The organism is Mesorhizobium sp. M1A.F.Ca.IN.022.07.1.1, assembly GCF_003997575.1.
Lineage (GTDB): Bacteria > Pseudomonadota > Alphaproteobacteria > Rhizobiales > Rhizobiaceae > Mesorhizobium.
Genome location: NZ_RZST01000010.1, coordinates 26,303 through 39,500 on the forward strand (window position 1 = coordinate 26,303; position 13,198 = coordinate 39,500).

The 13,198-nt window shown below is 59.1% G+C and carries 12 protein-coding genes; 3 read left to right on the forward strand and 9 right to left on the reverse strand.

Translation table 11 applies throughout. The features are described 5' to 3' along the window. Positions 1 to 12 precede the first annotated feature (12 nt). Complete coding sequence (locus EOA75_RS03000) at positions 13 to 834, reverse strand: helix-turn-helix transcriptional regulator (protein WP_067330581.1); 822 nt, start codon at positions 832 to 834, stop codon at positions 13 to 15. Positions 835 to 965: 131 nt separating this feature from the next. On the opposite strand from EOA75_RS03000, the gene EOA75_RS03005 reads away from it, so the two are divergent. After that, a complete protein-coding gene (locus EOA75_RS03005) occupies positions 966 to 2,021 on the forward strand; it encodes a Gfo/Idh/MocA family oxidoreductase (RefSeq protein ID WP_127323597.1) in 1,056 nt (351 codons plus the stop codon). A gap of 31 nt (positions 2,022 to 2,052) precedes the next feature. Here EOA75_RS03005 and EOA75_RS03010 read toward each other — a convergent pair whose 3' ends face one another. From EOA75_RS03010 to EOA75_RS03045, 8 genes are all read right to left on the reverse strand, one after another. Continuing rightward, on the reverse strand, positions 2,053 to 2,868 hold the full coding sequence (locus EOA75_RS03010; RefSeq protein ID WP_245418848.1) for an IclR family transcriptional regulator: 816 nt from the start codon (positions 2,866 to 2,868) through the stop codon (positions 2,053 to 2,055). Between the two features lie 58 nt (positions 2,869 to 2,926). Then, positions 2,927 to 3,598, reverse strand: coding sequence for an ATP-binding cassette domain-containing protein (locus tag EOA75_RS03015; protein ID WP_127323599.1), 672 nt, complete (start codon positions 3,596 to 3,598; stop codon positions 2,927 to 2,929). Between the two features lie 327 nt (positions 3,599 to 3,925). Continuing rightward, positions 3,926 to 4,267 carry a hypothetical protein gene (locus tag EOA75_RS03020; RefSeq protein ID WP_127323600.1) on the reverse strand — a complete coding sequence of 114 codons (342 nt, stop codon included), beginning with the start codon at positions 4,265 to 4,267 and terminating at the stop codon, positions 3,926 to 3,928. 17 nt (positions 4,268 to 4,284) lie between these two features. Next, positions 4,285 to 5,241, reverse strand: a complete 957-nt coding sequence (locus tag EOA75_RS03025) for an ABC transporter permease (protein WP_245418846.1) — start codon at positions 5,239 to 5,241, stop codon at positions 4,285 to 4,287. A 72-nt stretch (positions 5,242 to 5,313) separates the two neighbouring features. Beyond that, positions 5,314 to 6,894 carry an ABC transporter substrate-binding protein gene (locus EOA75_RS03030; RefSeq protein WP_127323601.1) on the reverse strand — a complete coding sequence of 527 codons (1,581 nt, stop codon included), beginning with the start codon at positions 6,892 to 6,894 and terminating at the stop codon, positions 5,314 to 5,316. Between the two features lie 81 nt (positions 6,895 to 6,975). Continuing rightward, on the reverse strand, positions 6,976 to 7,854 hold the full coding sequence (locus EOA75_RS03035) for a dihydrodipicolinate synthase family protein (protein ID WP_127323602.1): 879 nt from the start codon (positions 7,852 to 7,854) through the stop codon (positions 6,976 to 6,978). 604 nt (positions 7,855 to 8,458) lie between these two features. Next, positions 8,459 to 9,049: a DUF1349 domain-containing protein gene (locus tag EOA75_RS03040; protein ID WP_245322552.1), complete on the reverse strand. Its 591-nt coding sequence runs from the start codon at positions 9,047 to 9,049 to the stop codon at positions 8,459 to 8,461. 128 nt (positions 9,050 to 9,177) lie between these two features. Then, positions 9,178 to 9,885: a hypothetical protein gene (locus EOA75_RS03045; protein ID WP_245456847.1), complete on the reverse strand. Its 708-nt coding sequence runs from the start codon at positions 9,883 to 9,885 to the stop codon at positions 9,178 to 9,180. 462 nt (positions 9,886 to 10,347) lie between these two features. Here EOA75_RS03045 and EOA75_RS03050 point away from each other — a divergent pair, with 462 nt between their 5' ends. Together EOA75_RS03050 and EOA75_RS03055 are read left to right on the forward strand one after the other, a co-directional pair. After that, positions 10,348 to 11,943 carry a GMC family oxidoreductase N-terminal domain-containing protein gene (locus EOA75_RS03050; protein ID WP_067330764.1) on the forward strand — a complete coding sequence of 532 codons (1,596 nt, stop codon included), beginning with the start codon at positions 10,348 to 10,350 and terminating at the stop codon, positions 11,941 to 11,943. Positions 11,944 to 12,078: 135 nt separating this feature from the next. Next, positions 12,079 to 13,198 (forward strand): MFS transporter (locus EOA75_RS03055; protein WP_164747255.1); only part of this gene is annotated, 1,120 nt, incomplete at its 3' end.

A 13,198-nucleotide genomic window follows, 5' to 3' on the forward strand; every position in this document is an offset into this window, starting at 1 on the left:
TCGGTTCGCATTTCACATCTGGATCATGTCCGAACCGTCGCCCAGATATTGCAGCACTTCCCTCGGGATGCCTGGGTCGCTCCTGTCAATCACGGTAAGTTCCTTGAGGTGACTGCGTTGGAGCAGGCCCGGCCCCTTGTAGTGCAAGGCGACCTTCGTCGAATAGGGCTGTCGGAAGGCATTGGCGGCAATGCCACTGGCGATGCCGAACATGAAACGCTTCGCATTTCGCTTGACCTGGGCATAGACACCGAAGGTGAGCTCATTGCTCTGGATGCCTTCGAAATCGGCCGTAAACAGCCGGTCCGCAACTGGGAAGCTGAACCCGTAGTACTTGAAGACGTATTCCGTTCTTCCCGGCCGGTCGAAGCTCGGGAACCGCTCGATATAGTAATGCTGGAGAAAATTGTTATTTCGATAGAGGCAGAATGCCGATTTTAGAATGAAACCTTTATAGATCGATGAAAACTGATATCGGTCATAGACACCCAGGATCTCCGAATCCTGCACACTACCGTCGAAGACAATATTCGAGAGGAAGTTGACAAACTCCGGCAGATGGCGCGCCGTGGACATCGCATGAAAAAAGTTGCCATCAATGAGCGTCCTGAACTCCTCGGGGTCGGAGAAGAGGATCGGAACGCTCAATCCGAAGAAGTTAGCGATCGTGCGCAGATTGGCGCTGGACGGCACATGGGCGCCAGAGAGATATTTGTTAAATTGTTGCCGATTGACGTTTAATTTGCGACAAACAGCGGCGACAGACCCGTGGCGATCGCACAAGGTCCTCAAATTTGCCGCGAGCGCGGCGGTATCCCCCGCGATGTGGTTCACGTTGATCGCCTCCCCTATGACGCGAACAGACGCTATCTGTACGTCACTTTAATGCAGACTTCAACGACATGCGAAGTTGGCGGCAGGAGGCGAATGCGCCCATACTTGGGGCCAGATCAGGAGCGCCCGGCATGGCAATTCACGGCAAGACTGGGTGGTCAGTTATGGGGACCGGCACCATTGCCACGGAGCAGATGGTCGCGGGCATCAGAGCGCAGGGGCATACTCCGTTGTGGGTGGTCAGCCGCCGAAAGATGGATGCAGCTCATTTCGCTCAGGATCTCGACATTCCGCAATGGACGACCAACCTGTCGGAGGCTCTCGGCGATCCTAAGGTCGAGTTCACCTATGTCAGTGCACGTCTGAGGCGGCGGGCCCATTACATCACCGCCGCGGCCAAAGCTCGCAAGAACGTCCTTTGTGACGGACCGATCTCCGAAAACAGCAAAGTGGCCGCTGAGCTTGTGCGTCTGTGCGACAGCGCCGGGATTGTGCTTGCGGTACATCAACCATTCCGTGCGTCGGCCATCCACCAGACGATGCGCAGACTGATCCTGGATGGTGACATCGGGAAGGTGCAATCGATCCTTCTTACCCGCGAGGGACCGTACAAGCCCGCTGCCAAGCGCAGAAAGGACGATCTCGACAACGAGGGCGACATCTATCTCGACATGTCCGTCGACGACATCGACCTTGCCAGGTTCCTGACGGGTGGAGAACCGCGCGAAGTCTCGGCCATTTGCACTGTTGCCGATGGCAGACCCAACCAGATTTCCTATTCCTTCCAACTCGACGATGGCAGTCTGTTTCATGCATTCGAAAGTTTTGCGATCGCCGACCTGGAAAGCACGGTTGTGGTGGCTGGAGATCGCGGCACGCTGATCGCCCACGGTACGCTGAATGGCAAGGCTTCGGGTACGCTCATGCGTCGGCACGCAGCCAAGAACGAGCTCGTGCCGGTTCGCGACGGGGATTCGCATGTTGCTGCAGTCGAGGACTTTGTCAGCGCCGGGGAGCGCAGGCTGACCTGGCTGGCACGGGGGTCAGATAATGTCGCCGCCCTGCGCGCCGCGGAGGCTTTGGCTAAGGCCGCCTCGAAGCGCCGCACCGCCACAGTTCAAGGAGGGCAGCCAACGAGGGGCCTCCTTAAGCGAGATCAATCTGCACAGGATGCTGCGGGCCAGTGACCCGCACCAGAAAGCGAGGAGCAAGAGCGGCCTAGACGTGCCTGGTGTCACGGGATGGCTTCCCCGAATACCCCATTGCACGGGAGATCTGCCCTGCGATCTCTGCAATTCGCCCTCCAGTCGAGGGGACATCCTCGTCGGTAACACGCGCGATTGGCCCACTGATGCTGATGGCGCCGAGCGGGCGTCCCGATTGATCGAAAACAGGCGCGCCGATGCAGCGACCTCCTATGGCGGACTCCTCGTTGTCGATCGCATAGCCCCGCTCCCGGATAAGTGGGAATTCGGCACGCAATTGGTCCACGGTGGTGAGGGTGTTATGCGTGTAGCGGGGCAGCCCCGGCTGCTTCAGCAGCACGTCCACTTCATGCGGATCAAGCCAGGCGAGAATGGACTTTCCGAGAGAAGTGGCGTGCCATGGATTGACTACGCCCACGGACGCTCCCTGACGCAACGTCTGCATGGCCTCGATACAGTCCACGACAATGACCTCGTGACGCAGCCAAAGGGCGAAGCTGACCGTCTCGTTGAACTGTTCATGCAAGGTTTCCAGATAGGGATGGGCTACCGTTCGAACGTCTCTGCGATGGAGTGATTTCTGCCCAAGAATATAAAGCCCAATGCCCAGCACATAGCGATTTCCATTCACCTTTTCGATCAGCCCATGCCCGACGAGACTGGCCACATAACGTGACGTGGTTGGCTGTCCCAGCCCGACCTCGCGCGCGATCATCGACAGCGACATGGGCTGATCAGAGCGCTCAAGAACGCGCAAGACTGCAACCGCCCGATCGACAGCGTCGAAGCGGGCACTTTTTTCCTCGTCGGTGAACAGGTCGTTTGGCAAGATCGTTCCACCGAATCCCTTAGCAATCGCCCCTTGGTGCTCCAAGTCGAGCCGGTCGTCAATTAAGTCGCGGCGCGGCGTCCAACAGCATTCTTGTGTAAGAGTGCTTTGGCGAACGCAGGACGTCATTCGTTCGTCCCGCCTCAACGATGCTCCCATCCTTCATGATTATGATGGATTGTGCAATTTCGGAGACCAGCGGCAAGTTGTGGGTTATGAAAAGCATCGCAAGGCCGTCCTTCTTCAGATCGAGCAGAAGCTCGACCACGGCCGCCTGCACAGACACGTCGAGAGCCGAAGTGATTTCGTCGCACACCAGAAGCTTAGGTTTGACCGCGAGCGCGCGGGCCACGGCCACGCGTTGACGCTCACCTCCCGATAGATCGCCCGGGTAAAGATTGACAACCCGTTGCGGTAATCGAACCCGGTCAAGAAGCGACCGCACTTCGGCACCGACCCTTGCTTTGTCAGCCAGCCCCGTCAGGCGAACGGCGCGGGCGATGCTTTGCGCGATCGATTCCTTTGGGTTGAGCGAGCGGTCAGGATTTTGGAAGACGATCTGCATGGCGCTCAAATCTGCCTTGGAGCGACTTGAGACGGCGAACGGCATCAAATGTCCCTCGAACAACAAGCCGCCCGAAGCGTTGCTGTGCAAACCGGTCACGCATCGGCCCGTAGTGGTTTTGCCGCTGCCGCTGCCGCCGACAAGGCCGACGCACTCGCCGGCCATGAGCCGCGCGCAGGTTCTTCACCTCGAGGACGCAGACCCCAGTCGGCCGCCGGCGGTGGCAGGCCCAGGCCCAGGTAGCTTAGCGAAGCGGATCGTACTCGTTCTTTGATATGTCCATCGTGATCAGTCGCACGATACGGAAGATGCGGGGTGAATGCAGGATCACAATCCCTATGATGACTGTGGGCAGGCTTGGCCCGGTCGAGGCGAGAAGGACGAGAAGAAAGATGGCCGGCGGGAGCGCGTAGATCACGTCGGAAATTGACATCCTGCCCAACGTGCTGACACCGGTCCTGGCCGACTTCGGGGTCCGACTTTGCGGGTCGATCATCTGGCAATCAGAAAAATATCCAGCGGGCCTCGCCGCAGGCCCGCGTAGATGCCAAGCGGCACCGCGACTACATAGGCCGCCACGGTCGCGCAAAGCGCGACGACGAGCACAGTCCTCCCGCCATAGAGAAAGCGGCTGAAAGTGTCGCGCCCCAGGAAGTCGGTTCCGAGCCAATGCTCGTGGGTTATGGTCGCGAAGGGAGCCCCGACGATTTCATCGAAGGCGTACGGACTGAACAATGGTCCGAACGAGGCGAGGGCAACGATGATGACGACCAGGACCAGAGCGATGCGAGCTGCTGGCTTCGCCAGGGTCAGGCGCAGGACGGAGCGGCGCATACGGTCAATCTCTCCGGCTAGGTCGTGCCGCGCGCCACGCGCAGCCTTGGATTAAGAAGAAGGATCAGCGCTTCGGACACCAGGTTGATAAGCACATAGGTCGCCGTGATGATCAGCGTGATGGCCAGCACTGTCGGCATGTCTCGGTTGATAACCGCTTCCGAGAGCGCGCTGCCGATGCCCGGCAGTTGAAAGACGGACTCGGTGACCACCACTCCGCCGGCCAACCAGGCCGCATTCAACGCGATCGTCTGGATGCTGGGTGTGATGGTGTTGGGAAGAACATGACGTAATAGCACCCGCGCGGGGCTTATGCCCCTCAGCCGTACCATATAGATGTATTCGGCGTTCAACACTTCGAGTGCCACCGCCCGCACCATGCGTACGACCTGGGCCAGCGTTGTGCCGAGCAGGGTCAGGACCGGCAAAATGAAAAGGGTCGATTGAGATGAAAGCGGAAGGCTGTCGTTGATCAGCGAAACCGGCGGCAACCAACGAAGATAAACCGCGAAAAGCACAATCAATACCGTGCCGATTACGAACTCAGGCAGGGCAACGGTCACGATTGTCGGAACTGATATCAGGTGGTCGGCCAGTCTGTCTTTGTAGATCGCCGCGGCAACGCCGAGCACGAAGGAGAGCGGTATCAGCAGGAGCAGCGATGTGACCGTCAGTATCAGGGTGTTGACGGCCCTCGGCCCAATCGTCTCCCAGACTGGCCGGCCGGACGGAATTGACCGGCCGAAGTCGCCGGTGAGCGCGCCCCCGATCCAGCTGGCATATTGCACGACGGCCGGCCGATCCATGCCAAACTCGCGCCTGAGCGCCTCCACCGCCGAAGGGTCCGCCTTGGCACCGAGCGCTGCCCGGGCCGGATCTCCCGGCAGATATTGGGTCGCGGCAAAGACGACAATGGAGACGGCAAAAAGAGTGACGACAGCCAGGACTATTCTTGTCAACAGAAGCTGCAGCAAGGGTTTATTCAAGGGGTCTCACCTTCAGAGAAAGGGAGCCGCCGCGGCTTGGCTGGCCACGGCGGCTGCAGTTTACCCGAGATAGACGCTTTCGAACTGGTAATAGCCGAGATTTCTCTGGGTGGAGGGAACGATATTCTTGACCTTGGCGCTGGCGGCGTCGAGAAGATCACGGAAGCCCCAGATGATGTAAGCTCCCTCGTTCCACAGGACCTTCTGAGCCTCCACATAATATTCGCGGCGCTTGGGGCCATCGAACGTGGTTCTTGCCTTGCTTACCCACTTGTCGAACTCGTCACTGGTCCAATCCGGTTCGTTCCAGTAGGCACCCCGGGCATAGCCTTGGCCGAACTGGGATTCGAGAGTGTGCTGTCCCCAATCCGAACTGCCCATCTGCGTCTTTTTGAAGTTCGGGCCGGAATAGTAGCTGTCGGGCGGCACGACCAGAAGTTCGATGTTGACGCCGATCTTCTTGGCCTGGTTGGCGATGAGCGTAGCCGACGCCTGCATGCCTGGAGCGGCATCCGAGGTGTAGAGGGTGATCGCCTGGCTATTGTCAAAGCCCGCCTGCTTGAGCAGCGATTTCGCCTGATCCGGGTCGTAAGCGCGTTGCGGCAGTTCGGAGGCGTAGTCTGGATCCGTGATGCAATGCAGGTCGTTGCCAATCCTGCCATATCCCGACAATGCGTTGTCGAGCAGTTGCTGGCGGTCGATCATGAGCCGGAACGCCTGGCGGACGCGCACGTCCGTAAAGGGTTTCAGGTTCGTCATCATGAATTGGTCGGTCGTGGCACCGCTCTTCGAGCGCAGCAGGGTGAGTGCGGGATTTGCTTCAATCAGGCGCGCAAGACTTCCATCGAGCTGAGCCACGGCATCGACTTGGTTGGCCACCAGCGCATTCATGCGCGCGGTCGGGTCGTTGATCGCGATGAATTCGACCCCATCGAGATATGGCTGGTCGGGCGTGCGATAGTTATCGCTGCGTGCCAGCGTCACCCGCTGACCGCGGGACCATGACACAAACTTGAAGGGCCCGGTCCCGATCGGCTTGTCGAAGTCGGTCGTGCCGTCCTTCATGAGGAACATGACCTTGCTGCCCAGCACTTGCGGCAGCAGCGCATAGGGCTGCTTCAATTCGACTTCGACCGTATTGGCGTCGAGCGCGCGTACCCCTTTCGGCTCCATGAGCGGCGCCAGGTTGGGGTAGGCATCGGCCTTGTTGTCAGAATTGAGGATGTACTGGATGGTGTAGACGACGTCCTTGGCCGTGAAAGGCGCGCCGTCATGCCAGACCACACCTTTCTTGAGCTTGATTTTCCAGACGTTGCCCTCGGCGTTGTGAGTGAAGTCATCCGCCAGCTTGTTGTAGAGATTGCCATCCTTGTCGAAGTCGGTGAGCCGGTCGAAGATCGACTGGGCGACGGCGAAATCCATATCGCCTGTCGAGATGAAGGGGTTGAGCGACGATTTCGCCCCGGCTGCGCCTAGACCGACGCGGAGCGTCCCTCCCCGCCTCGGTTCATCGGCCAGGGCCGGGCGAAGCCCCGCCCCGGCAAGCATCATACCGGTGCCCAACAACAAGCCTGTCTTCAGCACATCGCGCCGCCCGATAAGCGTCGAATCTGCCTTTGGGCGATTTATGTCCTTGCTCATTCCACATTCCCTCCTGTTTAGATGGTTTTCTTCGGCTTGTTCATTCAACCAATGGACGGAGCGCTCGCGCCTGGCCACGGCTTAGGCAAGCAGTCCAGCAAGCTTGAGGGCCTTCAGGATGTTTTCCTGGTCCTGCTTGGCCAGGTTGCCATTGGGCTTGCGCGGTTCACCCACCTTGCGGCCTTGAGCGTTGATGGCAAACTTGATGCGGGCGGGGAAATTCACGCTCTTGGTCATCTCCCGTGCGAGCGGCGCGATCTTGTCCGTCAGCTTCCGGCCAAGGACGTAGTCGCCCGCCGCGTGGGCGGCGAAGATCTCCCCGTACTGTTTCGGGATGACGGTGTTGATGCCGGAAATCGAGGCCTGCGCCCCAAACAGAAAGCTCGCAATGTTCACGCAGTCCGCGCCAGCGGCAATGGCGACCCGGTCGCCGACGGTCTGGACGAGTTCCGTCACCGGCTCCAGCGCCACTTCCTTCACGCAGATGACTTCGGGCAGCTGGGCTACGCGCTGCATGACGGCAGGGGGGTTGAAGAAGTGGTTATAGTAGATGATGGGTAGAGAGGTCGCCGCCCCAACATCCTGGATGAACTTCTCCAGCCCCTCCCCCGATGGGGTATTATAGATTGGCGGCCCAAGCATCAGCGCACAGGCGCCGGCCTGCTTGGCTAGCAGACCACGCTTGATGGCGTCGCGGGTTGTGGTTGTGATTATCCCTGCGATTACGCGCAGCTTGCTGTTGGCCGTGGCTGTTTCCACCAAGAGCTCGAGTTCTTCTGCGGAAAGCTCATCCCCCGAACCTGTGCTTCCGCCGACCACGGCAAGGCGAATGCCAGCGCTTTCCATGAACCGAAGCTCACCCTTGAAGAGATCCAGGTCGAGATCACCATCGGGTCTAAACGTCGAAACGAGCGGCGGGATGATCCCCTTGATCTCGTCCTTTTGAAGCACAGTCGCCATTGCAGTTCCTTATTTCACCTAGTGAAAGTCACTATTACTGAATGAACATCCTGCGAAGCGCGGAGCTTGTCAAGGGGCTTTCGCAATGACGGCGCTGAATGACCGAGACAGGCTTGCTGCGCTTGGTTTTCAGCCCGCCGAACCCGTTCGCTGGTCAACAGGCATCTTCGTGCGGGGAGCAGTGAAGCCGGCCATAATGCGACGCGGTCGGAGCACCGATCTTGTGGCGCAAGACGAGAATGCACACAGCGGGGTCATGGCATGAGTTGCGCGGGCTTGGTGGCAACCAAATCCCGCACTACACCCTTTGCGACCTTTGCACTCCTGGCGCGGCGATCGCGTTTGTGCTCAAGGCCCCGTACCTCGGCCGATCCGTAAGGATCACTGTTCTTGCGACCTGGAAACAGGCCACCCCCGTAACGCGACGGCGTGACATCCGTGACCCCGATCACAGTGTCCTGCCCCATCTCGCATCACCGTCGGCGTCTGGCAGGGAAAGCGATGCGGACGACCATAAAGGACGGTCAGTCGCTGTTTGCCCGACCGAGATCGATGATATGAGACGAACTGGCGCAGCTGTCCTCAACGGCCAAAGTACGGTCAGCTATTGTCCGTTGCGCAGATCGCTGATCTTGGCGACAGAAAGCCTGACGTCTGAGAAGACGGCGGTCGTCCCCTCGCCCGTCGGCGATTGAACGCCAAGTCCCATACGCACCGGCCGCCTTGCTACACCGGGCAGAGTGAACCAGCGCAGGAAATTCCAGTATTTGCCGTCTTCCGAAAAATGGAACGCGACCGTCTCGCCATCGCAATAAGCACGCAGCCACACGTGGGCGCCGGAATGACGAGGACCGTCCGAGTCGTCGGATGTGCCGCGCGTCACCACGCTCACGATGGTCGGCTTACGCGCGGCAGAAAATTCGAAGGCGACCTTTGCCCAATTGTTGTCGTCGCATTCGATGAAGATCGCGCCGGCGTCGTAAGCGGAGGCGAAGTCGACGGAGACCCGGGCAGACAGCGCAAAATGCTGCTCGTCGATCTCGCGCACCAATCGCGTGACATTCGCGGCCCGGCTTTTGCCGCTCGGGGCGAAGAACCAGTCCGTGTTCGCGTTGGCCCGCAGCCGCACCGAGGCGTTCTCGATTGCCGCGGAGCCGTTGTCAGCCCCCTCAACGCGCATGCTGTCGAGCTTCATGTTTTTTCCTTCACTTCAACAAATTCCGCCGAGAGCCGGCCGGTTTTGACCGGCTTAAACAGCGCTGAGAACGGCACTCGGCGCCAATGCTTGATACCGCCCGCGAAGCGCGCCAAGGATCGCCGAATTCAGGGGTGGAGTTCTATGGCGAGCCACACCGAATCGGTATCCGCGTAGTAGCGGTGCCATGGGTAGGCCCACTCATTCTTGCCGCTGACCCTGCAGAAGGGGTCATGCGAATAACCGACCGGCATCACAACGTCTTCATAAATTGTCGTTTCGTCACGAAGTCGAAACTTCTGCATCCGGCCGGAGCCGTGGATTTGCGTGTGTGTTTCAAGGAAGCGATGCTCATTGTGAATGAAGCAGTCAGTGTCTCCCGGCGACCACCAAAGGTTCAGCTTGAGGGTGAACGTCTGCGGGGTGCCGGGTGCTGCGCGCTCGTTGGTGAATACCAAAGGATCGGTGCTGACCGTGCCGATCTCATCCTGCGGGGAAATGAACAGCGGCGTGTCGCGTGGGAAGCTCTTGATTCGATTGCCAAGCCAGTCCCAGCCACGAAATATGCAGCCGCCGAGATTGGTGGCTTTTCGCACCTTCAGAAGCGCCGCCCGTTCCGCGGATTTGATTTGCCCGCCCTTCAGCCATGTCGATTTCCAGGCAGGCACGATCGCCGGATGCTCATCTCCGGTGATCATCGCGCTGGGGCTGACATTCACAACGACAGCGTCTTCAACGGGATAGTCGTGGACATCTTCGACGAGCTTGGCGAAGATGAAGTCGTCGGCAAACGAAAGGTCTCTCGTCTGGTTCGGCACGGTTTTGTCGTCCATCATCAGGGTAACCTGAGCCCGACCACACCACAATGCGGACGCCAAAAGAAGTGCGCGTCTGGACGATTCTTGTCGTAACTTGACGTCAATTCTGCGCCATATTGCGAAGTGCGCCGGTCCCGGTGGGTAAGCCGGCAATCGGGTGTCTTCGAAAGACTGGCTCTCAGGGCGCCAGCGATGCCAGGCAAAGAGTGACCTCACCACAGCGAACTTTCTCGCTCGGCGCGTCACATTGCTTCCATGTTCCATGCGTTGCGAACTTGTCATGAGCTCTCGATGTTTGCCTACTGGGCGAGATTGGCAGAGGCAGCTTCGACATTGCGTCGTATCGATGATCGAACAGGAGATCTGCCGCGCCAAAATCCGGCATGAAACCCGACCTCAGGCTGGAGCTCGATCAGAGGATCTCGACCCATGACAAAGTATGGCTCGGCGCTCTTGGGCATCCGACCGCGGGATGAAATTATGCAGACCAACTGTGACTACATAGTCGTTGGCGGCGGCTCGACTGGATGCGTGGTTGCCGCGCGGCTTTCGGAAGATCCTGATGCCTCGGTCTTCCTGCTGGAGGAAGGCCCACGCGACTTCAATCCCTACATCCATATCCCGGGTGCCTACTATAAGACCGCACAAGGGCCCCTATTGAAAAGGATTCCCTGGGAACCAACCGCAGCCCAATCCCGTGTCGAGCAGCCGACGATGGTCCAGGCCCGGGTGCTGGGCGGCGGCAGTTCCGTCAACGCGATGATCTATATCCGCGGCGCGCCATCCGACTATGCGCGGTGGGAAGCGCTCGGCGCGGATGGCTGGAATTATGATGATGTGTTGCCCTACTTTCGGCGGTCGGAAGACAACAACCGGTTCTGCAACCAGGCCCACGCCGTAGGGGGACCGCTAGGCGTTTCCGACATCGACCATATCCACCCCCTCACACGCGCCTGGCTGCAGGCGTGCCAGCAGGCTGGGCTGCCCTATAATCCTGATTTCAATTCCGGCGATCAGGCCGGCTGCGGTCTTTACCAGATCACCGCCAAAAACAGGCGGCGCAGCAGCGCCGCAACGGCCTTCATCAAACCCGCCCGCCACCGACCTAATCTCCAGGTTCGAACGGGTTCCACGGTCACGCGGATAATTGTCGAAAAGGGGCGGGCCGTCGGGGTCGAGTATGTAGCGAAGGGCCGCAAATGGGCCCTCATGGCCAGTCGCGAAGTAATCTTGTCGGCAGGTGCGATTGCCTCGCCGAAATTGCTGATGTTATCAGGGATCGGTCCGGCCGACGCTTTGCGCGGACATGGCATTCCTGTCGTTGCCGATCTGCCCGGGGTCGGACAGAACCTGCAGGACCATATCGAGATATCGCTCGTCTATCAGTTGAACGGGCCCCACAGCTACGACAAATACAAGAAGCCGCACTGGAAAGCCGCGGCTGGCCTGAACTATCTACTGTTCAGGGATGGCCCGGCTTCTTCCAATCTGATCGAAGGAGGGGCGTTCTGGTGGGGCAACACAAGCGAAGCGATCCCGGATGTGCAATATTTCATGGTCGTGGGTGCGGGCATCGAGGAAGGCGTCGACGCCGTCCCGGGCGGAAACGGCTGCACGATAAACCTAGGACAGATCCGGCCTCGGTCTCGAGGGGAAGTGACGCTGAAAAGTGCCGATCCTTACGCCAACCCACGCGTGGCCCCGCGGTATTTTTCCGACCCTTATGATCTCGATGCGGTGGTTGAAGGAACGATGGGGGCGTTCGATATCATGGAGCGACCCGCCATCCGCCGCTACATTGCCTCAAGGCAGATCCCGTCCGCCGGGACAGCGACGCCACTACAGGTGAGAAAGTTCTGCCAAGAGGTCGCGCATCCGGCGCTGCATCCTGCAGGCACCTGCCGAATGGGCAAGGACGGCATGGCAGTGGTTGATCCCGAGCTTCGCGTCCACAGTATCGAAGGCCTTCGCGTGGCGGATGCGTCGGTCATGCCAACGCTCATATCCGGCAATCCCAACGCTGTGTGCATTATGATCGGCGAGAGGACTGCGAACTTTGTCCAGCATGGCAAGTAGAAACGCGCGACCCTGCTCCCTCTCAAAGATTAGCCGGCGCCCGCGGTGGCCTGCCTTGGCCACCACCAACCATGACGGCCTCGCTCCAATCACCGGTGTCTCAATTTGAACGCCACACCAGAGAGAATAGCGATAGTGAACTACAGCTCGACGATCTCCCCTGCGATCCGAAGCAGCCGTTTCTTTTGCAGCCTTTTCTTTTTGGGAGCAGGCGTCGGCATCGGAGCTTGGGCGTCCTCACTTCCAGTCCTCAGCGCTCAAATGGAACTGGACAAGGCGCAACTCGGGTGGATCCTGATTGGCTTCGCTCTGGGCGCAATTGTGATGATGACCAATATCGGTCGCTTGGCTGCCATTGCCCCGAGCAGTGTGCTCAGCTTGCTGGGATCTCTAACGTTCGGCGCAGCGCTGTTGGCCCTCCCGTACGCCGGTGGCACCTATTGGCTGGCGTTGATTGTGTTTTTTGCCGGTATCGGTTTCGGGACGCTCGACGTATCGATGAATATTGATGCCTCGACAGTGGAGCGTCACATGGGTCGGCAAGCAATGTCCTCTTTTCATGCCGTATTCAGTTTCGGAAGCCTGATCGGCGCATTCGTTGTCGGCCAGATACTGTCCAACGGCGGCGCCTTGGCCGTTTGTCTTGGGGTGGCGGGACTTGGTGTTGCGGCAGTCGCGGTCGTCGCCTGCATAGGATGGAACAATTCAGGCCGGTTCGACGATCCTGCCGACTCCATTGAGGCGACGGATGGCAAATTCGATAATGCAATAAGGAAGCATCTTTACCTGCTTGGTGGCCTGGCATTCTTAGGGATGCTGGCCGAGGGCGGGATGATGGATTGGAGCGCTATTTACATCGTGACCCGATCCGGAGGAGCAGAAAGCACAGGCGCCTATGGTTTTGCGGCATTTGCAACCATGATGGCAACCGGCCGCCTATTCGGTGACGCCATCGTTAAGCGGATCGGCCAGATGCCCATGTTGCGCTATTGCACAATAGTTTGCGCAGGCTCGGTGTTCACAATGATCCTGATGGGCGGCAATCTTCCTGTTGTTCTGATTGCGCTCGCCATATGCGGTCTTGGCCTAGCAAACGTCGTGCCCACACTTTTCGCCGCCGCCGGGCGTGCAGGTGGCACTTCTGCTGCTCGGGCAATGTCGATCGTGACGACGATGGGATACGCGGGATTGCTTCTTGGGCCTGGATTGTTGGGTTTTATTGCTCAGATTTCGTCGCTCGTCGGCAGCTTATCCG